Source organism: Pantoea sp. WMus005 (assembly GCF_013415305.1).
GTDB lineage: Bacteria > Pseudomonadota > Gammaproteobacteria > Enterobacterales > Enterobacteriaceae > Pantoea > Pantoea rara.
Genome location: NZ_JACBXU010000003.1, coordinates 415,572 through 440,036, shown reverse-complemented (window position 1 = coordinate 440,036; position 24,465 = coordinate 415,572). Strand labels below are relative to the sequence as shown.

At 54.6% G+C, this 24,465-nt stretch carries 19 protein-coding genes; 11 read left to right on the top strand and 8 right to left on the bottom strand.

What is annotated here, in order from left to right; translation table 11 throughout:
- Window position 1: 1 nt before the first annotated feature.
- Window positions 2–1,879 (bottom strand): amidohydrolase, encoded by a 1,878-nt coding sequence (locus HZZ01_RS14800; RefSeq protein ID WP_179898350.1) that lies wholly within the window; start codon window positions 1,877–1,879, stop codon window positions 2–4.
- Window positions 1,880–2,166: 287 nt separating this feature from the next.
- Here HZZ01_RS14800 and HZZ01_RS14795 point away from each other — a divergent pair, with 287 nt between their 5' ends.
- From HZZ01_RS14795 to HZZ01_RS14775, 5 genes are all read left to right on the top strand, one after another.
- Entirely contained in the window at window positions 2,167–2,859 is a 693-nt protein-coding gene (locus HZZ01_RS14795) for a hydrolase (RefSeq protein ID WP_179898349.1), read from the top strand.
- A gap of 61 nt (window positions 2,860–2,920) precedes the next feature.
- Window positions 2,921–3,130 (top strand): XapX domain-containing protein, encoded by a 210-nt coding sequence (locus tag HZZ01_RS14790; RefSeq protein WP_179898348.1) that lies wholly within the window; start codon window positions 2,921–2,923, stop codon window positions 3,128–3,130.
- A gap of 16 nt (window positions 3,131–3,146) precedes the next feature.
- Entirely contained in the window at window positions 3,147–3,401 is a 255-nt protein-coding gene (locus HZZ01_RS14785) for a XapX domain-containing protein (protein WP_179898393.1), read from the top strand.
- A 43-nt stretch (window positions 3,402–3,444) separates the two neighbouring features.
- Window positions 3,445–3,828 carry a response regulator transcription factor gene (locus HZZ01_RS14780; RefSeq protein WP_179898347.1) on the top strand — a complete coding sequence of 128 codons (384 nt, stop codon included), beginning with the start codon at window positions 3,445–3,447 and terminating at the stop codon, window positions 3,826–3,828.
- Entirely contained in the window at window positions 3,828–9,368 is a 5,541-nt protein-coding gene (locus tag HZZ01_RS14775) for an AAA family ATPase (RefSeq protein ID WP_179898346.1), read from the top strand. Before HZZ01_RS14780 ends, HZZ01_RS14775 begins: the two co-directional genes overlap by 1 nt.
- Before the next feature lie 28 nt (window positions 9,369–9,396).
- Here the strand turns inward: HZZ01_RS14775 and HZZ01_RS14770 are convergent, their stop codons facing one another.
- Window positions 9,397–10,017: a response regulator transcription factor gene (locus HZZ01_RS14770; RefSeq protein WP_179898345.1), complete on the bottom strand. Its 621-nt coding sequence runs from the start codon at window positions 10,015–10,017 to the stop codon at window positions 9,397–9,399.
- An 814-nt stretch (window positions 10,018–10,831) separates the two neighbouring features.
- Here HZZ01_RS14770 and fdhF point away from each other — a divergent pair.
- Together fdhF and HZZ01_RS14760 are read left to right on the top strand one after the other, a co-directional pair.
- Complete coding sequence (gene fdhF / locus HZZ01_RS14765; RefSeq protein WP_179898344.1) at window positions 10,832–13,804, top strand: formate dehydrogenase subunit alpha; 2,973 nt, start codon at window positions 10,832–10,834, stop codon at window positions 13,802–13,804.
- Window positions 13,804–14,289, top strand: a complete 486-nt coding sequence (locus tag HZZ01_RS14760) for a DUF1641 domain-containing protein (RefSeq protein WP_179898343.1) — start codon at window positions 13,804–13,806, stop codon at window positions 14,287–14,289. Before fdhF ends, HZZ01_RS14760 begins: the two co-directional genes overlap by 1 nt.
- A 16-nt stretch (window positions 14,290–14,305) precedes the next feature.
- On the opposite strand, the gene HZZ01_RS14755 is transcribed toward HZZ01_RS14760, so the two are convergent.
- The gene (locus tag HZZ01_RS14755) at window positions 14,306–14,716 is read right to left on the bottom strand and encodes a GFA family protein (RefSeq protein WP_179898342.1); all 411 of its coding nucleotides are present in this window, start codon (window positions 14,714–14,716) and stop codon (window positions 14,306–14,308) included.
- A gap of 202 nt (window positions 14,717–14,918) precedes the next feature.
- On the opposite strand from HZZ01_RS14755, the gene HZZ01_RS14750 reads away from it, so the two are divergent.
- On the top strand, window positions 14,919–15,779 hold the full coding sequence (locus HZZ01_RS14750; RefSeq protein ID WP_179898341.1) for an alpha/beta hydrolase: 861 nt from the start codon (window positions 14,919–14,921) through the stop codon (window positions 15,777–15,779).
- A gap of 280 nt (window positions 15,780–16,059) precedes the next feature.
- Here HZZ01_RS14750 and HZZ01_RS14745 read toward each other — a convergent pair whose 3' ends face one another.
- The 4 genes from HZZ01_RS14745 to HZZ01_RS14730 form a co-directional block, all read right to left on the bottom strand.
- Window positions 16,060–16,701 carry an NrsF family protein gene (locus tag HZZ01_RS14745; RefSeq protein ID WP_179898340.1) on the bottom strand — a complete coding sequence of 214 codons (642 nt, stop codon included), beginning with the start codon at window positions 16,699–16,701 and terminating at the stop codon, window positions 16,060–16,062.
- On the bottom strand, window positions 16,688–17,242 hold the full coding sequence (locus tag HZZ01_RS14740; RefSeq protein ID WP_179898339.1) for a sigma-70 family RNA polymerase sigma factor: 555 nt from the start codon (window positions 17,240–17,242) through the stop codon (window positions 16,688–16,690). The genes HZZ01_RS14745 and HZZ01_RS14740 overlap by 14 nt, the downstream gene beginning before the upstream one ends.
- Window positions 17,243–17,313: 71 nt before the next feature.
- Window positions 17,314–18,555 carry a protein-disulfide reductase DsbD gene (locus HZZ01_RS14735; RefSeq protein ID WP_179898338.1) on the bottom strand — a complete coding sequence of 414 codons (1,242 nt, stop codon included), beginning with the start codon at window positions 18,553–18,555 and terminating at the stop codon, window positions 17,314–17,316.
- A gap of 24 nt (window positions 18,556–18,579) precedes the next feature.
- Complete coding sequence (locus HZZ01_RS14730; protein WP_179898337.1) at window positions 18,580–19,143, bottom strand: peroxiredoxin; 564 nt, start codon at window positions 19,141–19,143, stop codon at window positions 18,580–18,582.
- A gap of 362 nt (window positions 19,144–19,505) precedes the next feature.
- On the opposite strand from HZZ01_RS14730, the gene HZZ01_RS14725 reads away from it, so the two are divergent.
- Together HZZ01_RS14725 and HZZ01_RS14720 are read left to right on the top strand one after the other, a co-directional pair.
- Entirely contained in the window at window positions 19,506–20,714 is a 1,209-nt protein-coding gene (locus HZZ01_RS14725; protein ID WP_179898392.1) for an aldose 1-epimerase family protein, read from the top strand.
- A gap of 422 nt (window positions 20,715–21,136) precedes the next feature.
- The gene (locus HZZ01_RS14720; protein ID WP_179898336.1) at window positions 21,137–22,423 is read left to right on the top strand and encodes a PAS domain-containing methyl-accepting chemotaxis protein; all 1,287 of its coding nucleotides are present in this window, start codon (window positions 21,137–21,139) and stop codon (window positions 22,421–22,423) included.
- A gap of 221 nt (window positions 22,424–22,644) precedes the next feature.
- Here HZZ01_RS14720 and HZZ01_RS14715 read toward each other — a convergent pair whose 3' ends face one another.
- Window positions 22,645–23,418, bottom strand: coding sequence for a 2OG-Fe(II) oxygenase family protein (locus HZZ01_RS14715; RefSeq protein ID WP_179898335.1), 774 nt, complete (start codon window positions 23,416–23,418; stop codon window positions 22,645–22,647).
- Between the two features lie 99 nt (window positions 23,419–23,517).
- On the opposite strand from HZZ01_RS14715, the gene HZZ01_RS14710 reads away from it, so the two are divergent.
- Entirely contained in the window at window positions 23,518–24,423 is a 906-nt protein-coding gene (locus HZZ01_RS14710; RefSeq protein ID WP_179898334.1) for a LysR substrate-binding domain-containing protein, read from the top strand.
- Window positions 24,424–24,465 lie beyond the last annotated feature (42 nt).

Sequence of the window (24,465 nt, the reverse complement as noted above, 5' to 3'; positions counted from 1 at the left end):
ATTAAAACGCGAAGCAGCTGCAGCCGAGCGCGCCCCAGAAGGCGTTATCTTCGGCGACGGGTACGCTGGATCCACGGGCGATCTCATGCGAGTGACGATGAACACCGCACGGGCCGCTGCAGTGGTGGACGGCGGGCATCATGCCTGCCCGGCTCTGCGCAACCGGTGGGGCACTACGATAGTGACCCGGCACATTCACCACCGGTGACCACTCCGGCAGGACCGGAATAGCAGGCGGTGCATCCGCGCTGAACGATCCGGCGGCATAGACGATATTGCCATCCACCACGGTCAGCACCGACTCAATGCCTTTGATCTCCTCTTCAGACACGCTGAAAAAGTCTTTGCTCAGCACCGCCAGGTCCGCCAGCTGTCCGATCTTAAGCTGGCCTTTTTTGCCCTGCTCGCTGGAGAACCAGGCGCTGCCCTGTGTCCAGAGCATCAGCGCCGTTTCGCGATCAAGGCGGGCACTGACATCGTACATCTGCATGCCGCCTACGGTGCGGCCAGAAACCAGCCAGTAGAGTGCGGTCCAGGGGTTGTAGCTGGCCACGCGGGTCGCATCGGTGCCCAGGCCGACCGGCACGCCGGTCTCCAGCATTTTCTGAACCGGCGGAGTATGGCGAGTGGCTTCAATGCCATAACGCTCAGCAAAATATTCACCCTGGAACGCCATACGATGCTGCACGGCAATGCCGCCGCCCAGCTCTTTGATACGATCGATATTGCGCTGAGTGATAGTTTCCGCATGGTCAAAGAACCAGTGCAGACCATTGAACGGAATATCCCGGTTCACTTTTTCGAACACATCCAGCATCCGGCTAATCGACTCGTCATAGGTCGCATGCAGACGGAAAGGCCAGCGATGCTCAACCAGGTGGCGCACGACGCGCTCCAGCTCATCTTCCATGCCGGGTGCTAAGTCCGGACGCGGCTCCAGGAAATCTTCAAAGTCAGCTGCAGAAAACACCAGCATTTCGCCTGCGCCGTTGTGACGGAAATAGTCGCTGCCCTGACCTGGCGTCAGCATGTCCGTCCACTTCTCAAAGTCTTCCAGTTCATGACCCGGACGCTGCGTGAAGAGGTTGTAGGCGATACGCAGCGTCATCTGTTTTTTCTGATGCAGTTCCGCGATCACTTCGTAATCTTCGGGGTAGTTCTGGAAGCCGCCGCCCGCATCAATGGCGCTGGTCAGGCCCAGACGATTCAGCTCGCGCATAAACTGACGGGTGGAATTGACCTGCTGTTCCAGCGGCAGTTTCGGTCCTTTCGCCAGCGTGGCGTAAAGGATCATTGCATTGGGACGGGCAATTAACAGGCCAGTGGGATTGCCATTGCTGTCGCGCTGGATTTCACCACCCGGCGGGTTTGGCGTCTCTTTGGTGTAGCCAACCACTTTTAGTGCGGCGCGATTGAGCAGGGCGCGGTCATAGAGGTGCAGAACGAAGACCGGCGTGTCGGGTGCCGCTTCGTTAATCTCATCCAGCGTCGGCATCCGGCGCTCGGCAAACTGAAACTCGGTCCAGCCTCCCACTACGCGAACCCACTGCGGTGATGGCGTACGCAGCGCCTGCTCTTTCAGCATCCGCAGCGCATCGGCAACCGATGGAACACCTTCCCAGCGCAGTTCAAGGTTGTAGTTCAGTCCCCCGCGAATCAAATGCAGGTGTGAATCGTTCAAACCCGGCACGGCGGTGTGGCCCTTAAGATCGACCACTTTGGTGCCGTCGCAGTGAAACGCCATCGCCTCTGCCAGCGTGCCTACCGCAACGAACTTGCCATCGCGAATCGCAACCGCTTCTGCCACCGGATTACTGCGGTCGACGGTATGAAATTTGCCATGGGTCAGTATCAGTTCTGCTTTACCCAGCGTAACCATAGATGCTCCTCAACGGGGTTGTCCCACTCAGCGCGGGACAGGAAGTGCCGCAGACAACAGGGCACGAATACGCCGGATTATGGTGAGCGGGCTAATGGGTCGTCTAGTTATACAGAGGGATACCTATACCTTCGTATAGTTATACGCAGAGATAATAGTTTGCAGTTGCACGTCGCCCTACACTACGACCAGACAGCCAGCAGCAGCGCGATAAACCTGCACTGACCGTCATTTTGCTCCGCGCCAGTTGGCGGAAAATTCGGTACATAACCTCTATGGGTGAACGCATGTCCAACGCTAAACTTGAAGTCCTCACGCCACATAACAGCCAGATTATCTTCATCGACCAGCAGCCGCAGATGGCCTTTGGCGTGCAATCTATTGACCGCCAGGTGCTGAAAAACAACACCGTTGCGCTGGCGAAGGCGGCGAAAGTCTTCAATATCCCCACCATCATCACAACCGTTGAAACAGAAAGCTTCTCGGGTCACACCTATCCGGAGCTGCTGGACGTGTTCCCGGGCCTTGATATTCTGGAACGCAGCTCAATGAACTCCTGGGATGACCAGAAGGTGCGTGATGCGCTGGCGGCCAACGGCAAGAAAAAAATCGTGGTGTCAGGTCTCTGGACCGAAGTGTGCAACAACAGCTTTGCGCTCTGCGCAATGCTGGAAGGCGGCTACGAGATCTATATGGTGGCGGATGCATCAGGCGGCACAACTAAGGAAGCACACGACTACGCCATGCAGCGCATGATTCAGGCGGGAGTTGTGCCGGTGACCTGGCAGCAGGTGATGCTGGAATGGCAGCGTGACTGGGCCAATCGTGACACTTACGATGCGGTGATGAACATCGCCAAAGAGCATTCAGGTGCCTACGGCATCGGTGTGGATTACGCCTATACGATGGTACACAAAGCACCTTCACGTCAGAAAAGTGAACATCGTACCCTGGCACCGGTTCACGCACCGGTCCGCTAAGCGGCGTCCTGCTGACTGGCAGCTGTTGCCAGTCAGCAGCGAGGCACAACAGGAGCTGGTCATGAATCCGTTACTTGTTTCCCTGGCTGCCGGGGTGTCGATAGGCCTGCTTTATGGTCTGCTTAAGGTGCGTTCACCGGCCCCGCCCGCGATTGCGCTGGTGGGTCTGCTGGGAATGCTGCTGGGTGGTGCACTGGTGCATGCGGTCACACCCGCTGAAAAGCCGTCAACCGCCCTGGAACAACCCGATGCGACATCCGTTTCATCTTAATCCGGATAAGCTGAACATGTTGAAATCCTACATAATATCACTCGCGGTGGGCCTGCTCGCCGGGGTAATCTATACCCTGATTGACGTCAACTCCCCGGCACCGCCGATTATTGCCCTGGTGGGGCTGTTTGGCATGCTGGTGGGCGAACAGTTAATTCCGCTGGCTAAACGTCTGATCCGTCGACAGCCGGTGACGCTGAAGTGGTTCCGCCATGAGTGTGTGCCAAAAATCAGTGGGACGCCGCCACCCGACGGTGATCATACCCCCTAAGTCCTCGCATGCCGCACAGTGAGGCGTTCCAGAGGAAACCTGCATGGCGCTCTCTCAGCGTATTGTCATTGTTGATGATGAACGCGCGGTCCGCAGTGGACTGAGCAATCTGTTGCATTCAGACGGCTATTCAACCCGATTATTTGAGTCCGGTGAGGCGCTGCTGAGCGATGATGATGCGCTTTCTGAGGCGGGCATGCTGATTATTGATGTTGGACTCAAAGGCATGTCTGGTTTTGAGCTGTACACAATCCTGAAGCAACGACCCGTTTTACCGCCAGTGATTTTTATTTCGGCCGATCCCGAAGAAACTACCTTGTGGTACGCCATTGCATTGGGTGCCGTCACTTTTTTGCGCAAGCCAATTGATGTTGATAATCTGCTGACACTGATACATGGCCAGTTATCTCAGGAAGATGTGCGCTGATGAGCATCCTTTCGATTAATTTCAATGAGAATGACGACGCAGGGATCGCGATCGAAGATTGTGACACGCTGATGCCGCTGGCGCAGCAGGGCTGTCTGCTCTGGATGCTGGCGCGCCGTCACACGGGTGAGTCAGTGATTATCGCCACCGCTAACAGTGACGACGTCACGTTTCAGGCGACGCAGCAGCTCAAAAATGAGCGTGCGCTGGCCGCTTATCTTTCCCCTCGCTGGGCCATCACCGCCACCGGCTCTACCCGTTATCTCAACCGTTATGCGTTGATATACCCCACGTTTCCTTTTCGAACCCTGGCTAACAATCTCGCGACACCGCCTGATAAAATCGCCGACTTCCTGCAGGTCGCGTTGCAGCTTTGCTACACGCTGGGTCAGGCGCATCATCAGGGCATCGTGCATGGAGATATCAAGCCGGGCCATTTTTTCATCACTGACGATGGCCGGTTCCGGCTGGGCGGATTTGGACTCGCCTCGCTGGCGGCGCAGTCAGCAGAAAAAAACAACCTGCGCGCCTCAGGCGGCACGCTGGCGTATATGTCTCCTGAGCATACCGGGCGCACGCCACATCCAGTCAGTAGCCTGAGCGATCTCTACAGTCTGGGTGTGGTGTTGTATGAATACCTCACTGGCAAGCTGCCGTTTGGCTCGCCTGATGCAGGTGAAGCGGAGTGGATTCATCATCACATTGCCACTGCCCCGCGACCCGCCGATCAGGTCAGAGAAGATGTGCCGCCGATGCTTTCGATGATTCTGCTGCGTCTGATGGCAAAGTCACCCGCTGACGGCTATCAGAGCGTACAGGGACTGATGGCCGATCTGCGACGTTGCCAGGCGACGCTGACAACAGAGAACACCATTGCACCGTTTACGCCTGGTCTGCAGGAGCGGTTCAGCACCAGCTTTCGGGCCGAGACACTGTTCACTCAGCATCCGCAGGCCCGCGTGTTGCTGACCACGCTGGAGTCGGTCAACCGCACGGGAACGCAGAGTCTGGTGATGCTGAGCGGTGCGCCCGGTTCGGGCAAATCGGCTATTATCGCTTCCGCCCTTAAAACGCTGCAGCACCGACAAATTCTCCTTGCCGCCAGCAAAGCCGATCAACATTCGCCAGGCGCGCCCTATGCCGCAGTGGCCTCCGCTTTCCGCACGGTTACGCTTTATCTGCTGGGACTGTCATCGCTGGAAGTCAGCAAATGGCGTGGACGATTGTTGCGGCTGCTAGGTGGGTATACCGATCTGGCCATTGAGCTGGTGCCTGAGTTAAAACAGCTGCTGAATATCCAGACCTTACAGCCGCTGGTGCGCCATGCGCCGGATGCCCGCGAGCAGTTTAATCAGATGGCCTCTGCGCTCATACAGGCTTTTGCCACGCCGGGCCGTCCGCTGGTGATGCTGATTGATGATGTTCACTGGGCTGACAATGCCACGTTGCAACTGCTGGAAAACCTGGTAACCCGCAATGAGCACCTGCCGTTTATGCTGGTGCTTGCCTTCCGGGAGGGCGAATCAATGCCTTGTCCGATGATTGCCGGGTTTCTTCTGCGGCTCAGAGCCGCTGCGCCACGGGTCGTGTCACTAACGCCGCAGCCGCTGAGTGTTAAAAGCATCGGCCGCTGGTTGTCGGGAATGCTTCATTCACGACCCGGCGGCAATCGTGAGCTGGCACAGATTCTCTTCGAGAAAACCGGTGGTAACCCGCTCTCGATGCAGGAGTTCTTTCGGCAGGCGGTGGAAGATGGGGTGATTAACTTTCGTCAGAACCCACCGAAATGGCATTACGACAGCCAGGCACTGACTGCGCGTCACTACACCGACAATGTGGCCACGCTGGTGTTAAATCAGCTGGCACGGATGCCGGAGATCACCCGACAACTGCTGGGATCGCTGGCCTGCCTGGGCGCCAGTGGCGAGCTGTCGCTGTTAAGTCATCTCTCCGCGACGCCTGTGACGTTAATCCAGCGGCAGCTTGAACCGGCTGTCAGCGGACGTTTCATCACTCTGACGGGTGTGCACTATGCGTTTACTCACGATCGGGTGCACAACGCGGCGTTATTGCTTCCCGACCTCCGCCAGCAACAGCATCTTCACCAGCAGGCAGCAGCATGGCTATCAGCAACAGTTATCCGCGCTGATAACAGTGAGATGCTGTTCCGCGCGGTTTATCACATTGGCATGATTGCTGAACTGCCGCTCAGTGTCGCAGACCGCGAGCGTTACTATCCTCTCTGTCTGCGCGCGGCGCAGGCGGCGAAACGTGCCGGGGACTATCTCTCGTCGCTGCGCTATCTGCGCACCGCTCAGCGCCTCAGTCTGAGGATGGTGACCGGCAATGACTTTATGCTCGGTTTTGATGAGGCGGAGTGCGAGTTTCTGCAGGGTAATCTCACTACAGCACAAACGCTCTGTACCCGACTGCTTGGTGAGCCGGGCACGCTGAGCGAAAAATCGATGGCCGCCTGTCTTTCTGCGGAAATTCACATGCGCCAGTCTGACAACCATCTTGCGCTGGAAACGGCGCTGGCCTGGCTGGCGGTCTTTGGTGTGCATCTGAACCGGGATCCTGGTGACGCGGAAATTGACGCCGCATGGCTGGCGCTCAGGGCGCGTATCGGCGATTCACCGCAAACTGCTTTTTCCCGGCTGCCGCTGAACACGGATTCTGAAATTGAATCGGTGCTTAATCTGATGGCCAGCACCATTTTTGTCTCTGCCTACGACTGCCCGCAGCTGCATCTGATTCTGGTGTGCCGGATGCTGGAGATGACGCTGGAACACGGCATGACCGGTGCTTCTGCGTTTGGCCTGGCCTGGTTCAGCGTACTGACGGGCGAACGCTATCAGGCCTGGCATTTTAGCTATGCCTGTGGCCGGGTAGCACGGGAGCTGGTGGAGCAGCATGACTTTATACGCTACAAAGCCCGCACGCTACTGCCGCTGGATCAGGTGGGGATCTGGACGCAGCCGCTGGCTGTCGCCGTAGAATGCGCCCGTGAAAGTTTCCGCGTTGCGGTAAGGCACGGCGATCGCTCCTTTGCCTGTCTCTCGTTGCGGCACCAGATCATGAATTCGCTGACACGAGGCGATCACCTGGAGTCGGTGATGACCTCCATTGAGCGCGGACTCGCCTTTACCCGCAAATCGGTTTATCCCGATGTAGAGAACGTCTTGCTGATGCAAAAGCAACTGGTGATGCAGGTGCGTAACAGTAACGGATTCAGAGCGGGTGAACGCGATGAGGTTTTGCCGCTGGTGGCGGGCAGTGAGCCTGGGCTACTCTCCGGCCCTAAAGCAATGGTGCGGTTCTGGTCGGGGCTGTATCGGGGAATGGCCCATTTCTATGCAGCTGAATACGGTGACGCCCTGCGCTGCCTGACAGAAATCCAGTCATTGATTAATGCGGTGCCTGCGTATATCTACCTGATGGATTTACATTTCTACAGTGCATTGTCCCTGAGTCATCAGCCAGAAGCGGCTGACAGCGACGCGCTACGCTTTCATCTGGATAAGTTTGCCGGCTGGACTGATCTCAATCCTGGTCTGTTTGCGGACAAATATGCCCTGCTGAGGGCCGAGTGCGCCCGACTTAAGGGCGACACAGGCGAGGCGCTGAAGCAGTATGAAAGTGCGATTCGTCTTTCCCGTCAGGCCGGCTATCTTCACATTCATGCGCTGGCAAATCAGCTGGCGGGCCGCTGCTGTAAAGCCCTGCAGCTGGATACCGCCGCAGAGGCTTACATTAAGGCCGCCATGGTCAGCTGGGAGAACTGGGGTGCACAGGCTATGGTACGTCAGCTGGAACAGCACTATCCGCATCTGGCTGCGCCGTTGCAAAACAGCGCGCTGGCGACCATTCCGTTTACCCAGGATGCCACTTTCTACGACCTTGAAAGTGTCCTGACCGCCGTGCGAGTCCTGACGGAAGAGATCAACCTGGATCGGTTGATTCACACCCTGATGCGGATGCTGCTGGAGCGGGCCGGTGCCCAGCGCTGTCGCCTTATCCGCATTCTGGATGGCAATTTGCCAGAGACGCAGGCCTGGGCGGAAAGCACGGCCGATGGCGTCCGGGTGCAGATTGTCAAAGAGCGGCCCGACGCGACCGACCTGCCATTATCGGTGCTGTCAGCGGTAATCCGCACTGGCCAGGAGATTCGCACTGGCAAACCAGAGACGTTCAGTCCGTTCAGTCAGGATCCTTACCTGGTCGCCTCAGGTGCGGCGGTGCTCTGTGTTCCGATGTTCAGACAGGCCAACATGGTCGGGGTGCTCTATCTGGAAAATCGGCTGATGCCCGATGCCTTCACCGCTGAGCATTCTCATATCGTGAAAACACTGAGTGCGCAGGCGGCGGTTTCCCTGGAGACGGCGCGACTCTACGCGGAACTGCTGGAGGAGAACAACCATCGGCGGCGGGTTGAGAAACAGCTGCGTGCCAGTAAAACTTCGCTAATGCTTGGCGAGAAGATCAGTCATACCGGGACCTGGCGCTGGGAAGTGACCGAGGACATGATGATGGTCTCTGAAGAGTATGGCCGTATTCTGGGCCTGCCAGCAGATCAGAAGGGATTGTCGATGGCAGACTTCCTGACCCGCGTTCATCCTGATGATCATGAATGCATCAGCGAACTGGTAACGCAAAGCGTCAGTCAGGGACGCAGCATGCAGGCTGAGTTCCGTGTGCTCAGGCCGGATGGTGAATGTCGCTACATCAAGGGTATAGGGGAGCCGGTAGACAACTTCCCCGAGGTAAAAGAGTATTTCGGCACCATTTCCGATATCACCTCGCAGCGTCTGGCGGAGGATAGCGCGCGAATGGCACAGGCGGATCTGGCGCGTGTCACCCGCGCCACCACCGTCGGGCAGCTGACCGCATCCATTGCCCACGAAATCAGCCAGCCGTTGATGTCGATCGTGGCGAATGCAGGTGCCAGCCTGCGCTGGCTGAAGCGGGAACCGCTGATGCTGGAAAATGCCAAAAGTGGTCTGGATGAAATTATCAAAGAGGGACAGCGTGCCGGGGAGATTATTCGTGGTCTGCAGGCGCTGACCCGCAATCATGAATCGAGTTTTGCTTCGGAAAACCTGCATCTGATTGCGCGTGACATTCTGGCGCTTTCCCGGATTGAGCTGGAGCGACGCGGGATTTCGCTGGAATTGAAACTGCGGGCCGCTAAGGCTGATATTTTCTGTGACCGTGTTCAGATTCAGCAGGTGCTGCTGAATCTGGTGATCAATGCGTTCGATGCCATGTCAGACGATTTACCGCGTGTGGCAGTGTTGCGCCTGACCTCAGAGAATCCGACGCCCGATACACTGCGTTTTGAGGTGCTGGATAGCGGTTGTGGTCTGGCTGACGACGTGCGGGAAAAGATCTTTGAGTCGTTCTATACCACGAAAAAAAGTGGTATGGGCATGGGGCTGACCATCAGTAAAGGGATCATCAAAAAGCATCGTGGGGAGCTGGGTGCAGAGAATCGGGCGGAAGGGGGCAGCCGTTTCTGGTTTACGCTGCCGCTGGGATAAGCGAGCGGGCCCCTTTGTCTGCCTCGCCTTAGCGACGTCGGCTATGATCAATATTGAGCCGCTCTGCAGCCCGCACCAGATCGGTTAGCGAGCGCGCATTCATCTTCTCCATGACGCGGCGCTTGTGGACTTTAGCCGTAATTTCACTGACGCCCATTTCGGCGGCGATCTGCTTATTCAGCAGGCCGCTAATGGCCAGCATCATCACCTCGGTTTCACGCGGCGTCAGGGTCTGATGTCGCTGCACAATCTCACGCCGCTCTTCAGAAGAGGCCAGATTCTGCTCTGCAATCTGTAACGCTTCCGAAACCGCCTGCAAAATACGCTCGGGATCAACGGGCTTCGTCAGAAACTCGTAAGCGCCGGTTTTCATCGCCCGCACCGTGACCGGAATAGTTCCGAAGCCGGTCAGGAAGATAGTGGGAATGGCATAGCCGCGATCGATCAACGCCTGAGCAGCATCAAACCCATCTGCGCCGGGCAAATTAATATCCAGAATCAGGCAACAGGGAAGGGGAGTCAAAGCGTGAGCCAGGAAATCATCAGCTGAAGAGAAAGAGATAACCGTGTAATCCTCGGCGGCGAGCAGATTGCACAGTGCAGAAGTCACTGCCGCGTCGTCGTCAACTATATATACGATGGGATTCATAATGACCTCATTTCAGCCAGAGTTTAAATGATGACTTAATCAAGCATGATGCGTAAAGAGGCCCTGAGGAGTGTACATCGGGCAGGGTTAACAGGATGTTACCATAACAGTAATCATTATCATCTTATAAATAACGTCCTGTTAAATTTAAGATAAATCACTGATAGATATGATTAAATTATGAGCATCCAGTCATGGGGCTGTAAAGTAATCCTCGTTGTGATTGTCGTGCGTTGTCATTTAAGCGCCATATTCCTGCCATGCATGAGTTATTTATTTGCGGCCAGGAGGATAGTGCCCTGAAAGGGTGAAAATAGTCCATAAGCCGGTTTACCTTTTTTCAGCAGAACCCAATGTGCAATAACGAAGTGACGGTGCGTAATTAATTCAGGTATTAATCGGTACTGCAGATGAGGGCAGGGTTAATAATGACCGCAGCCTGAATACGGCAAAATGTGCAGATTGGTGGTGATCTCACCTCTTTTCGAAATAAGGGAGATTTGGCGCTTTATATAGTTACAACATACAAATATATTCATTATCCATTGCAACTTAAACCACCGAGCCGCTATCGCCTGGCACCATAAAAAGTCCCGCTCACATTTATTAATGATGTGCCAGAAAACCCGACGGAGTTCACGCGGTAAGAAGTCATTACATTTAAAAAAACCTTACCTGTCAGCTATTAACCTCAATAAGCGTAGCGGTATCCATGGCGCGGCGGCTAATCCTCACTAAGCTTGTGATGCAACCCTTTAAATACAGGGGTATTTTTCCAGCCGGAATCTTTTTGCATTGTCGTCATGAGGCTTATATGAGTGAAAATTACTGTACCATTCTCTTCAATGGTGAACGGTTAAAAGGGTTAGCTGATCAACCGCTGATCGACTTTCTGGACGCACACGGAAAAAAATTACCTCATGTCTGCTATCACCCAGCCTTGCCGCCGCTGCAAAGCTGCGATGTCTGTTGGGTAGATGCCAATGGCCAGCGGGTTCGCGGCTGCACGCTTCGCACTGAAGAGGGCCTGGCGGTGCAGAGTGAAGGCAGTGCACTCAAAGCCGCACAGCAGGAAGGCATGGATCGGCTGCTCAACCGCCATGAGCTTTACTGCACTGTCTGTGAGCACAATACCGGTGACTGCACGCTGCATAATGCCGTGGCCGATATGCACATCCCGATTCAGTACTATCCTCATCAGCCCAAGCCATACGCGAAAGATCACTCCAACCCGTTTTACACCTACGATCCCGATCAGTGCATCTTATGCGGGCGCTGTGTCGAGGCGTGCCAGAATGTCGAGGTCAATGAGACGCTGTCGATTGACTACACTCAGGCTCATCCGCGCGTGCTGTGGGATGGCGGAACCGAAATTGCTGGTTCCAGCTGCGTCAGCTGTGGACACTGCGTCACAGTTTGCCCCTGTAATGCATTGCTGGAAAAAACCATGCAGCCCGATGCAGGTCCGTTTACCGCGATGGATGAGGGACTGAAGCGTCCGTTAATCGATTTCGTCAAAACGATGGAAAACAGTATCGGCATGGGTCCGATTACCGGCGTCTCCAACATTGATGTCGCGCTGCGCCAGTCGGAGATCAAACGCACTAAAACGGTCTGTACCTATTGTGGGGTGGGCTGCAGCTTTGAAATCTGGACCCGCGATCGTCACATCCTGAAAATTCAACCGGTCGCGGAAGCGCCAGCTAATGGCATCTCTACCTGCGTTAAAGGTAAGTTCGGCTGGGATTTCGTTAACAGCCCGGCGCGTCTGACGACGCCCCTGATACGTGAAAATGGCCGGTTCCGGCCTGCCAGCTGGGATGAGGCTTTGCAGCGGGTTGCCGAAGGTTTACAGGGCATTGCCCGAAATTATGGTGGCGATGCGATTGGCTTTATCGGTTCCAGTAAAGCCAGTAACGAAGAAGCCTATCTTACTCAGAAAATCGCCCGTTTAATCTTCGGCACTAACAATGTCGATAACTCCTCCCGCTATTGCCAGAACCCGGCGACAGAAGGGTTGTTCCGCACGGTGGGCTATGGTGGCGATGCCGGAACGATTGAAGATTTACAACAGACCGCTCTGATTGTGCTGGTCGGCAGCAATCTCTCCGAGAACCATCCGGTGATTGCATCGCACATCAAACAAAGCCACAAACATCGTGGTCAGAAACTGCTGGTCGTTGATCCCCGCCGTCATGAAATGGCGGAGCGGGCGGACTGCTATCTGCGCATCCGACCTGGCACTGACATTGTCTGGGCCTCGGCGATGGCGAAATATATGTTCGATCACGATTATGCGGATGACGCTTTTCTGGCCCAGCGGGTCAATCAGGTTGAGGAGTACCGCAGCTCACTTGCTCCCTTTACGCTGGCTTTTGCCAGTGAGATATGTGGACTGAGTGAATCCGAACTGATTCAGGCAGCGGAAATGATCGGCCAGGCGGGTAGCGCCTGCGTATTGTGGGCGATGGGCATTACGCAGCACAGCCATGGGGCTGACACCAGTACAGCGCTGTCAAACCTGCTGCTGGTCACCGGCAACTATGGACGACCCGGCACCGGCGGCTACCCGATGCGTGGACACAACAATGTGCAGGGCGCCAGTGACTTCGGCTGCCTGAGCAATCTCTATCCGGGCTATGAAAAAGTCACTGATGCAGCGGTACGTGAAAAATGGGCGCGTGCCTGGGGCGTCTCGCCTGAAGCGCTTTCCGATCAGCCCGGTGCAGATAATTTCAAAATGGTGCAGCAGGCCGGTGAAGGTAAAATTCGCGCGATGTACATCACCGGAGAAGAGACGGCCTTTGCGGATGCCGACGCCACGTCGGTGCATGCCGCCTTCAGCAAGCTGGAATTTATGGTGGTTCAGGACATCTTTATGTCACGCACCGCCGAATTTGCCGATGTCGTGCTGCCCGGTGCGCCCAGCGTGGAAAAAGAGGGCACGTTTGTGAATACCGAGCGGCGCATCCAGCACTTTTCGCCCGCCATGAAACCGCTGGGCGACTGTCGTCCTGACTGGCAGATCTTTACCGAACTTGCTGCGCGCCTTGGTCATCCGTGGCATTACCCGAATCCAGGCGCGATTATGGCAGAAGCAGCAGGCATCGCAGAGATTTTCGCGGGAGTCAGCTATGAGCAACTGATCGGCTGGCAGTCGCAGCTCTGGCCCGTCAGCGCTGAGGGTGAAAGCACGCCGCGTCTCTACACCGAGAGGTTCAATTTCCCGGATGGCAAAGCGCGCCTCTATCCACTAAGCTGGCAGCCGCCCGCCGAGCAGGAGGATGCCGAATACAATCTGCTGCTGAATAATGGCCGGATGCTGGAGCATTTCCAGTCGATGAATCAGACCGGGCAGGGTGGCCGCATGATGTCGCTGTCGCCCAATGCCTTTGTTGAGATCTCACCGGAGCTGGCTGCCGAGCGTTCGCTGAATGAAGGAGAGTGGGTGCGCATTACCTCGCGGCGCGGATCGCTGGATGTGCCGGTTGTAATCACGGAACGTGTGGCGGGCAACGTGCTGTTTATGCCGATTCATCACGGTAAAGATGGCGTCAACGCGCTGACTGGCGAACATCACGATCCCGATGTGAATACGCCTGCTTACAAAGAGATCGCCGTCAACATGAAACGCGTCGATCGACGTCCGCAGCCTAATCCGATGCCCCTACATAACTTTCGCTACGGCAGTCGTACGCCACTGGATCACCTGCCGATTGAGCAGAAATGGCAGCAGGCTGGCTATCGTGAACCGCCAGAACATGTCGAAAAACCGGAGAAATTCTAATGGCAGAACGGATGAAGTATCAGGTCCCGCCGACACGCACCGAGCCGACTGCGCGGGAGGCAATGGATGAGCTGATCGAAAATCTCCACCAGCACGGCTTTCTGCGGCTGGCGAACGATCTGGTTAAGTCGAATAACGAAGTAGGGAAAATTCTGGTATCAGGCCTTAATCAGCCCGGCACCCAGAATGCGCTTCAGAATCTTTCGTTGCTGATGATGACACTGGGCAGCGTACCGCCGGAGCATTTTAGTCATCTGCTGCTGGCGGTGCGTGATGCTGCGATGGCCGTTAAGCCGGCGCGGGATGAGGCGCGGCAGGAAAAAGTCGCGCCGGGCATACGTGGCATCATCCGGTTACTCAATGATGAGGATCTGTGGCGCGGACTGCGGCCGATCTTCGCTGCGCTGGAAGTCTTCTCACAACAGATCGACCGTGAAGAGGAGAAGCCGATTACCCGCTTCAGTGGCAAGCCCACCCGGCAGTAGTTCAGTCCGCGGTTATTCAGGATTGGGTGGGGGTGTAGACCAGATGACCGGCTACACCGCCTTTGCCGCCATCTTTTGGGTGATTGATGCCATCGGAGACGGGCACATCGGTGAAATCAAACGGTGAAACACCCTGCAGACAGGCGACATTGACCCCAAACTGATCGGGCTGAGAGCGGCTCTGATGAAAAGTATAGATACCACATACGGAGCAGAAGTAGTGCCCCACCTCTTTGCTGTTAAAGCGATATTCGGTTAGCTGCGCTTCACCCTGCGTCAGCTCAACCTTTGTTGCAAACACCACCACCGCGCCGCGCATCCGGCAAAACGAGCAGTTGCAGCGGCGCACCGTGTTAAATCCATCCTTCAGCGTCACCCGGTACGCCACCGCGCCACAGTGGCATTGTGCTGTCATTTCATTCTGCATCGTGATCTCCTGTTTTGTTAAACACGCCCGCTTTCAGCCTACGCCAAAGCCTGCGATTTGGCAGCATCGGGTGCTGATTTGTCGACCACTCAGACGGAAAGTGTCGCCCGTCTGATCTGGATCGAAGTAAAAACGGTGGAGATGTGAAAGGGTGCTTGCTGAATTTTATGATCTTCAACCTCAGCAAGGAGTATGACCCACGATGGCGTTATCCACCCACACACTGCCAGAAGGCATCGTGCTGACGCTGCGTCAGCCTGCAGCGGCCACTAAATCCCCGGTGATTATTCTGTGTCACGGCTTCTGCGGTATCCGGGAGATCTTATTGCCTGCGTTCGCACAGGCATTTACCCAGGCAGGTTTCGCTACCGTGACCTTTGATTATCGCGGATTTGGTGACAGCGAAGGCGAGCGGGGCCGTCTGGTGCCTGCGATGCAGATCGCGGACATCCTCTCGGTTATCGCGTGGGCAAAACAACAACCGGCGCTGGACCCGAGCAGAATAGGTTTATGGGGCACCTCTTTTGGCGGATGTCACCTCTTTGGCGCGGCAGCGAACAACCCGGATGTAAAATGTGTTGTCAGCCAGCTCGCCTTTGCGGACGGGGAAGAGATTGTCACCGGGCAACTGGACGTGACAGAGAAGGCGGGCTTTATTGCTACGCTGGAGAAGATGGATCAAAAGCGGCAGACCAGCGGCAAAGAGATGTTTGTGGCCATTACTCGCGTCCTGAACGATGATGAGTCAAAGGCGTTCTTCGAGGAGAACCGTTATCAGCACCCGAAAATGGACATCAAAATCCCGTTTTTAACCGTACGGGAAACGCTGCTCTACAAACCCGCGATCAATGCCGCGAAGGTCACCTGTCCGACACTGGTCGTGGTCGCTGGTCAGGATAGCGTGAACCCGCCGGAACAAGGACGTGCGCTGTTTGATGCGGTAGCCGCAACGGATAAGCAGCTCTTTGTGGCCGAAGAGGCCCGCCATTACGATATTTACAGCGGTCAGCACTTCGCGTCAGTGATTAAGGTGCAGACGGCGTGGTTCGCGGCACATTTGTAATCTGAATCAGGCTCGCTCCTATTTGGTGTTCGCTGACCTCTGTCGCGCGCTCGCAGGAGCGGGTTTATTCCATGCTGACTATTGCGCAGGTTCACACCTATCTCTTCAGCCTCAAACGCCTCATGCCATTATTTATCAAGCTTTTCTTCCACGACCCGCGTTGAGATTTCACGCCATTTCGCCACGATACATCGTGCGGTTAAAACCGGTCAGCCCGGCCTCGGGACTCATGGCACAGCCGCCAATAAATGCCTGAGCAAACAGAATATTAACAAAGTCATTACTCTCCCAGCCGAATCCAGCGGCGTCCGGCCAGCACCGTCAGCGCCACAATAGTAATGCCTGCAGCCAGATGCATGGAGAAATCAACGATATGCAGATGGGTGTCATGACACAGCGACAGCAGCATTGATGAAGTAAACGCGCTGCCGCAACCGCTCAACGCCAGGCTGCGCGAAGGATAGAGTGAACGGGTGCGCTGCAGGGCAATCACCGACAACAGCATCATCGGCACGCTGGCCGACAGCATAAACAGATAACAGTGTATCCCTTCACCAAACCGGTTCCCGCCCGCAGGCGGGGATTCAGATGACATATTGATCAGATTCAGCCCCAGCCACAAAACGGCCATCAGCAGTGGCCAGCGCAGGTTGATCGGTTTTCGTCCTGCAATACTTAGCGTAAAAGCGGCCGCCAGCGTGCTGCCCGCGATAACGAGCGACAGCATCACGGCAACCAGCGCAAACAACGCGCCAGGCTGAGACCAGTCAGTCAGACGGGTATGAAACGCCCAGCTGCTCAGCGCCCCACAAGGCAGGGCAAGCGCGATCCAGCCCGCAACGCGCCATGTAACAGGCCAGATGCGCTGCACCGGCTGCGCAGACGCGCTGAGGTGATTAATTAACTGGTCATGATTTCTCATGATGACCCCGTCCATATTTTCGAAGATTGACCATTGCGCGATGCAACAGGGATTTGACCGCAGAGAGAGACTGATGAGTTTCAGCCGCTGTCTGCGCAAGACTCTGTTCGCGCAGATGCACCGATTCGACGATCTCCCGCTGGCGCAGCGGAAGGGTGTCCAGATACCCGGAAAGGATATCTGTATCCCAGGCGGACTCTGCGCTTTCAGCAGGCTGTCGTTCAAGCTCCTCATCGTCCTGAACTTCCTGACGACGACCGTGTTGCCGCAATGCATCAACAGTTCGGGCAGACGTGATGGCGGCAACCCAGGGAAGTATCGGGCGCTGCGGCTCGTAGGTATGTCGTACACGATGGATAGCCAGCAGCGTTTCCTGAATCACATCCTCGACCAGCACCTCGTCACGGATTTTTCTGCACACAAGTGCCCGGATGGCCGGAACCATCGCTTTCAGTAACTGGTTATAGGCAGCTTTGTCGCCCGCCTGCGCCCGGGCCATTAAGGCTGGCCACTGCTGTGCGCGTGGATCAGTGGCTGACATCAATCATCAGCAGTTCAGCACACAGTCGCCGTGGCCTGACAACACGCCAGAAAATCGCTTCATTAATCGTCTCAGGTTTTCTTTCCTTTTTCCGTCGCCTGATTCAGCGCTGAAATCACAATGCCAGGGGTGAGCACCTGCGGCAGCACCACCGGTTTACCGCCGTCGGCCGGGTAGACCACGTAGAGTGGCAATCCACCGCGTCCGAAATCGCTCAGCGCCTGTTCAACATCAGGATTGTATTTGGTCGAATCTGCGACCATATAAATGGTACTGGTCCGCGCCATTGCGGCTTTTACCGCCTGCGTCGAGAGCGAGGTGCGATCGTTCACCTGGCAGGTAATACACCAGGACGCGGTAAAGTTCACCAGGATGGGCTTGCCCTGGCCTTTAATAGCATCAACGTTCTGCGGCGACCAGGCTACGGCGGCAGCGGCCTGTGAGGCCGTTTCCGTTTCAGCGGGCGCGCTGGCAAAACTGTTCAGATTTAATAATGGCACCATGACCAGCGCCAGGAAGAAAGCAGTCGCAACATGCATTACCACATGGCGCTGTCCCATCATACGGCGTTTCTGCGCCATACCATACAGCCAGGCGGCAAAACTAAACAGTAAGCAGCAGGCCAGAATCGCAGCCAGTGCCGACGATCCCGCCTGACGTTCGAGTACCCAGATGAGCCAGCCGACCGCGCCCAGCATCGGGAACGCCAGACCCTGTTTTAAGGTGATCATCCATGCACCCGGCTTTGGTAATATCCTCGCCAGCACCGGGAAGAAAGAGATCAGGGTAAAAGGCGCAGCAAAGCCCAGCGCCAGTGAAATAAAGATGACCAGACTCACCAGTGGAGGCTGAGTCAGAGCATAGCCTACCGCGCTGGCCATAAAGGGAGCGCTACAGGGGGTGGCGACAATGATGGCCAGCGCGCCGGTCAGTGCTGAACCCACGAAACCTCCGCGACTGCCGCCCATTTCGCCAACCCGCTGTACTGATAATCCCACTTCAAACAGTCCGAGCAGGTTCAGTGCTGAGCCGAGCATCACCAGAATCAGCGCGGCGATCACCAGCGGCGATTGCAGCTGGAACCCCCAGCCCACCGAAGCACCACCTGCTCTTGCCAGAAGCAATACCGCGGTCAGCGCAACCATCGTCACTACGACGCCCAGTAAGAAGGCCAGGCCCTCTGCGCGGGCGTGCGAAGGCGATTCATGATGGCGGATCAGGCTCAGCGCTTTCAGCGAGATCACCGGAAACACGCAGGGCATAAGGTTCAGAATAATGCCGCCCAGGAAGGCGGCTGCAATCGCAGTCAGCATGATGTACCTGCTCAGAAGATGAAGTTATGCCGGATTGGCCTGACGATATTTTTTAACGGCATCCATCGCTTTCTGAATATGCGTATCAGGATTTTTATCGGTGAAGCTCAGCAGAATCTTGCCGTCGGGCGCAATCACATAAGAGGTGCGGTCTGAGAGCTTCTGACCTTTCATCTCCATCGTGCTCTTATATTCTGCCGCCACTTTGGCACCGGGATCGGCTGCGACGGTAAATTTGTCACGGCATTCCAGCTGCGAGAATTTAGCAATCTGATCGGTATTGCCTGCGGTGACACCGATCACGGTCGCTCCCTGTTTTTTGAATTCATCTGTCGCTTCAGCAAAGTCATGTGCTTCGAGCGTACAGCCAGCGCTGAACGCAGCCGGGAAGAAGTAAAGGACAACCGGGCCTTTTTTCAGGGCCTGCTGCAAAGAGAAGGTGGTCGATTTACCCGCGAGAGCGGCGTCGAGTTTGAAGTCCGGCGCTTTTTCACCAACCTGTAACGCCGCAAAGGCGGATGTTGCCGGAACACTCAGTGCCAGTAGCGTTGCGACGGCCAGGGTTTTCAGGGTGTTTTTCATTGGCATTACTCTCTCCATTGACGAACAGACGGGGTTGTCTGACGGCTCTGATAAAAGGTTCGTTTAAAAATGGAAAAAGTTGCGCGGCAGAAGATTTTTTTTTCATGTTTTTTTCATTGTGCTTCATCAGCCCGCCTTTATCAGAACCTTGCCTTTAAGCTGAATCGAATAAAGCTAGTGTCAGCAAATTTCACCTGATTCCCTGTTTTTATCCCTCTCTCGCTGTCATCAGTGTGATTCAGGCCACAATAATGCGGCTAACTCACTGCCTTTTCTCAACAGGTGAGCATCATCACGTTTATCTTCAGTCCCATTAAGTAAATTTCCCTTACGGCATGAAAAAACGATTCAGCAAATTGGGGCGAATGATGAAGATCAAACTGGCGTTAACGGTACTGGCAGTACTGGTTTCAGGTTCTGCAGCGGCAAAAACCTGGGTGCTGACAAGTGCTGAACAGGGCACAGAACAGGGAAACTGGAAGATTTCCAGTAGTGAGCTGAAGTCTCAGGGCAAGCCGTTCAGCATCGAGCAGAAAGTCCTGCATGGCGGCAAGCAGGAAGGCAGTAAAATCATCACAATCCACAGTCAGGATGGTCTTACCATCACGCTTAGCCCGACCCGTGGCATGAACTTACTGCGCGTTGAAGGCTTTGGCACTCGTATGGGCTGGGATTCACCGGTTAAAGAGGTCGTCAATCCTGCCTACATCAATCTTGAGAGCCGCAACGGTCTGGGCTGGCTGGACGGTTTCAACGAGATGATGGTGCGCTGCGGCTACGAATGGACCGGTCATCCGGTCACCGATCAGGGACGAATCTATACGCTGCACGGTAAAGCGGGGAATACTCCGGTTTCTCAGCTGGAAGTTGAAGTGGCAGATGCGGCACCACACGAAATCCGTATTCGCGGCCTGATAAAAGAGAGTACCTTCAAGAAAGCTGATTTGCAGACCATGACCGAGCTGCGTTACGTGCCAGGCAGCAACAGTTTCAGCCTGCACGATGTGTTAACGAATCACGGTGACTATCCGCACGATTACCAGATCATCTATCACAGCAACTTCGGTAAACCTATTCTGGAAGAGGGCGCGCGCTTCCTGGCACCCATGTCCGGCATCAGCCCGTTCAATGACTACGCGAAAGCCGGGCTAAAGGACTGGCAGACCTACAAAGGTCCGACCAAAGACTTTGATGAGATGGTGTTCAACATCAAGCCACTTTCAGACAGCAATCATCAGACTGTCGCTGCGGTGATCAATAAAGCCGGAAACAGCGGTGCATCGATTCAGTTCGATACCCGTCAGCTTCCGATGCTGACGTTATGGAAAAACACCGACACGCTGAAACAGGGCTATGTGACCGGCATCGAGCCAGGGACAAGTTATGCCTATCCGGTCACAATTGAACGCGAACAAAAGCGTGTTAAGCAACTGCAGCCTGGAGCCAGCACAGCGTTTGATCTGACATACACCTTGTTGCACAGCAGCGAGCAGGTCAATGACGTTGAGAAACGCATTAAGGGCATGCAGGGTGAGACGAAGATTGATGTGAGCGAGACGCCGATAGCAAAAGAGTAATCATCATAACGCCCCGGTCAGTGTGCCGGGGCCATTTTAATCTGACTGACCTGAAATTGCTGTTCACTCCTTAACGTTTCTTAAGCGCGAAACTACCGTGCCTGCCTGATGCTCTTCGGACTTATCTCTTCCTTTCACTGACGCGCCTGTTAATTCCAATAATTTCATTTAACGCTGGCTGATTCGATGCGCCCTGAAAACTTAACTAAAACTAAAGTCCCGATAATCTCTTCCGATAATACACAGAAGGTATGCTTTCAGGCATAAACATGTTTTTCCGGGAATAACCAGATTGGCAGGACTACATCAGTAACGCCACATGTGTGCAAAACGATTTTTATTGCATGTCACAGGTATTCAGCTGATGCGGAATTACGTGAATGAAAAACGAAGATAGATAACCGTCGCCTCGTGAGGTTTGCATGTTTAATCTTAGTAAAGTCGTACACAGGGTGACAAAACCCAATTCCCTGGACATGGCTGATGACGTCAGCGCAATCAAATGCGCGATGGGATGGGTAGAGTTTTCTCCCCAGGGTCAGGTCATTATGGCGAATGATATGTTCCTCGATATGACAGGCTACTCCCTGAATGAAGTTGTCGGTATGCATCACAGTTTATTCTGCCAAAGCAGGTACACCAAAACCCCGGAGTATGCGAGGTTCTGGCAGGCTTTATCTTCAGGAGAGTCGATAAACGGTGTGTTTGAACGTTGCAGGAAAGATAAATCCGTTTTTTATATTGGCGGTTCATATTTCCCTGTAAGGAATAAACATAATGAGGTGATAAGAGTAATAAAAATAGCGAGTGATATCACAGAAGAACATAAAAAACTCAAAAGTAAAGAAGCCATAATCAGTGCGATTAACGCTTCGATGGCCCTGATAGAATTTACCACAGAGGGTGAGGTATTAGGCGCAAACGACAACTTTCTGAAGTTAATGGGTTATCAGCGCGATAATATTATCGGTAAACATCATCGGATATTTTGTTTTAATGATTTTTATACTAAAAATCCGGATTTCTGGGCGAAAATAAGAGGGGGACACTCTTTCAGCGGGCGATTTGAAAGAAAAAACATTGCAGGTGAGCGGGTCTGGCTCGAAGCGAACTATACACCCGTTCTTGATGCCAATGGCGCGATCGAAAAAGTCATCAAAATTGCGTCGGACATCACTGTCAGAGTCGAAAATGCGAGAAGAATTGCTGATATTGCAGTGACTACTTCGGAAGAGACTTCTCAGATCTCGCATAATGCCAAAGAAGTATTAGATGAAACTGTCAGAAATTCCATGCTGGTATCCGATAAGGTGGAAGTCGCTGCTGAAGTTAGCAAAAAACTTTACGAATCTGCAGTCAATATCAGTGAGATAATATCAACAATCAGCAGTATCACGTCTCAGACCAACATTCTGGCGCTCAACGCAGCTATAGAAGCTGCACGAGCCGGCGAAGCTGGCAGAGGATTCGCTGTAGTGGCGGAAGAGGTCAGGCGACTGGCAGCATCCACCTCCACATCAACGCAGAAAATTACCGCTGTCATTGAAGAGAACAACCGGCTTATCAATGATATGTATCATCAGCTTGATGAAATAAAAAATATCATTTCAAGTGAAAATGACAAAATTAGCGATCTGGGAAGAAGCTTCCAGGAAATTAATAGCGGCGTGAATGAGTTTTCTACTGTCATTAATCAGCTCAATGCCTGATACCCGGCGTCAGCTCTGCTTATAACGCACCTTTGTGAGGTGGTAGCAGGGTTGGCAATGCGTCATTCTCTCTTATTTAACATAAGATAGATTATGCGCACTTGTGATTGGAAGCCTGACAGAGGTTAATCCTGTAATCAAACCTCATCTGGCTTCTGCTGGCAACCTGCCGATGACGCTGAAGTAATCGGCTGGCGTGCCCTGACCGACGCGCCCTGATGTCAGAGTCTGCCGTAAAACGTCATACGCGCGGTTTCTGATAAGGCAATATCCGGCTGAGTATTGTAAGCCAGCACGGCAAGCATCCTCGTGACCTCGCCTTCGGTTGGGGTTACGCGATGCAAAGAGTTCCGACCGCGAAAAAGTACCAGATCGCCGGCGTCAATCTCTAGCGCGTCAACCGGCTGGCGCTCGTCCAGCACTGCGTCAACGCCTGCGAAGTTCATCTCACCGGCATCGGCATCCCGCAGATCCTTCACATACTGAAACAGCCCGCCCGCCAGTGGTTTTTGTACCAGCAAGGTGATAGCAAAGGAGGAGTTGTCGAAATGCCAGCCGAGTTCCTGTCCGTGAGGCGCGTAATGCAGGTTGATTGAGGAAAGCGGATCAGCGTAAGGATAGAGCGCTTTCTCTTCCAGCACATCACACAGGAAACGCTGGAACAGGATGTCATTATAAAGCTGACGCAGCGGTGAGTCGGCAGCGATCACATCATCCGTGATACAACCTTTGGTACTGAGCACATCCCGATTGCGCGGATGATCGGCGCTGAAAGCGTCATCAGGCTTCATCAGATAGACATTGTGTTTGCTGTGGGTGTGATAGGCCAGATGACGCTGCGCATTACCCTCTTCAATGATCGCCTCTAAAGCCTGTGGTTTTAAAAACTGACGCAGTACCAGCGCGCCCGACTGTTTTAATTGCTCACGACAGCGTTGACGCCAGCCATGATCGGCCAGCGGATGAAGATCGAGACGAACAAGGGAACCAGACATAGTAACCATTCTCACGATGGGCAGGTGTAATGGTACTCTACCTGTCACCCGCCACGCTGCGTAACGATAAAAACTTACTGCACGCATAAGGAAGAGTTAATGCCTGCCCAATTGCCACGGCTGCCAAAAATCAGCGTTATACAGTCATTTAAGGTGGCCGCCGAACTGGGCAGCCTGGCAAAAGCTGCCGCCCAGCTGGCAATAACCCCCGCGGCAGTTAGTCAGCAGATTCGCCAGCTGGAGGAGCAACTCGGCAGCACCCTTTTTCTGCGCACGCAGAGCGGCGTGATGCTGACTGACACGGGTAAAGAGTATCTGCGCTATGTCACCGAAGCCTTTGATATTCTTCACCTCGGTCAGCAAAACATCCGCCATGCGGCCAGTGCGCCAAAACTCACGGTCTACGCATTACCGGCGCTGGCGTCGAAATGGCTTTTGCCCCGGCTGGCGAGCTGGCGTGACCTTTGTCCGGATATTGATCTCTCATTATACGGCACGCATGCTCAGGTCGATTTCACCGCGATGCCTGCCGATTTTGTCATCTGCTTTGGTGAAGATCGTTACCCACAGTTAGACAAACTTAAGCTCTTTCATGATGAGGTGCTGCCGGTGGCCAGTCCGGTTCTGCTGCAACGCTTCACCCCAGAAACGGTTCTGAGCGAGGCACCCTTAATCCATCTCGACTGGGGTAATGAAGGACGGTTCCTGCCGGACTGGCAAAGCTGGTTTCAGGCCAAAGGCATGGATGAACCCCGGCCGCAGCCCGCATTCAGCTTCAATCTGACCTCGCTGGCCATTGACGCGGCGGTCGCGGGTACAGGACTGCTGCTGGGGCAGCGACGCCTCATCGCGCCGGAACTGGCGCGTGGCGATCTGGTTGTGGTGGATAATCTTTGCCTGCCGCTGAGCAAGCCCTACTTCCTTGCCTGGCCGCAACGTACGCTGAGCCAGCCTGGCAGTGAGGCGATGTTCCGCTGGTTAAGCGAGCCGGGCGCGAGCTCATAACCTGCGCCCGGTTCTAAAGCAGTGGGCGCAACTTTCACGGCA

Bases quoted from the DNA above. Each gene is read 5' to 3' on its own strand.
- HZZ01_RS14800 (WP_179898350.1), bottom strand. From the start codon at position 1,879: ATGGTTACGCTGGGTAAAGCAGAACTGATACTGACCCATGGCAAATTT.
- HZZ01_RS14795 (WP_179898349.1), top strand. From the start codon at position 2,167: ATGTCCAACGCTAAACTTGAAGTCCTCACGCCACATAACAGCCAGATT.
- HZZ01_RS14790 (WP_179898348.1), top strand. From the start codon at position 2,921: ATGAATCCGTTACTTGTTTCCCTGGCTGCCGGGGTGTCGATAGGCCTG.
- HZZ01_RS14785 (WP_179898393.1), top strand. From the start codon at position 3,147: ATGTTGAAATCCTACATAATATCACTCGCGGTGGGCCTGCTCGCCGGG.
- HZZ01_RS14780 (WP_179898347.1), top strand. From the start codon at position 3,445: ATGGCGCTCTCTCAGCGTATTGTCATTGTTGATGATGAACGCGCGGTC.
- HZZ01_RS14775 (WP_179898346.1), top strand. From the start codon at position 3,828: ATGAGCATCCTTTCGATTAATTTCAATGAGAATGACGACGCAGGGATC.
- HZZ01_RS14770 (WP_179898345.1), bottom strand. From the start codon at position 10,017: ATGAATCCCATCGTATATATAGTTGACGACGACGCGGCAGTGACTTCT.
- fdhF (WP_179898344.1), top strand. From the start codon at position 10,832: ATGAGTGAAAATTACTGTACCATTCTCTTCAATGGTGAACGGTTAAAA.
- HZZ01_RS14760 (WP_179898343.1), top strand. From the start codon at position 13,804: ATGGCAGAACGGATGAAGTATCAGGTCCCGCCGACACGCACCGAGCCG.
- HZZ01_RS14755 (WP_179898342.1), bottom strand. From the start codon at position 14,716: ATGCAGAATGAAATGACAGCACAATGCCACTGTGGCGCGGTGGCGTAC.
- HZZ01_RS14750 (WP_179898341.1), top strand. From the start codon at position 14,919: ATGGCGTTATCCACCCACACACTGCCAGAAGGCATCGTGCTGACGCTG.
- HZZ01_RS14745 (WP_179898340.1), bottom strand. From the start codon at position 16,701: ATGAGAAATCATGACCAGTTAATTAATCACCTCAGCGCGTCTGCGCAG.
- HZZ01_RS14740 (WP_179898339.1), bottom strand. From the start codon at position 17,242: ATGTCAGCCACTGATCCACGCGCACAGCAGTGGCCAGCCTTAATGGCC.
- HZZ01_RS14735 (WP_179898338.1), bottom strand. From the start codon at position 18,555: ATGCTGACTGCGATTGCAGCCGCCTTCCTGGGCGGCATTATTCTGAAC.
- HZZ01_RS14730 (WP_179898337.1), bottom strand. From the start codon at position 19,143: ATGCCAATGAAAAACACCCTGAAAACCCTGGCCGTCGCAACGCTACTG.
- HZZ01_RS14725 (WP_179898392.1), top strand. From the start codon at position 19,506: ATGAAGATCAAACTGGCGTTAACGGTACTGGCAGTACTGGTTTCAGGT.
- HZZ01_RS14720 (WP_179898336.1), top strand. From the start codon at position 21,137: ATGTTTAATCTTAGTAAAGTCGTACACAGGGTGACAAAACCCAATTCC.
- HZZ01_RS14715 (WP_179898335.1), bottom strand. From the start codon at position 23,418: ATGTCTGGTTCCCTTGTTCGTCTCGATCTTCATCCGCTGGCCGATCAT.
- HZZ01_RS14710 (WP_179898334.1), top strand. From the start codon at position 23,518: ATGCCTGCCCAATTGCCACGGCTGCCAAAAATCAGCGTTATACAGTCA.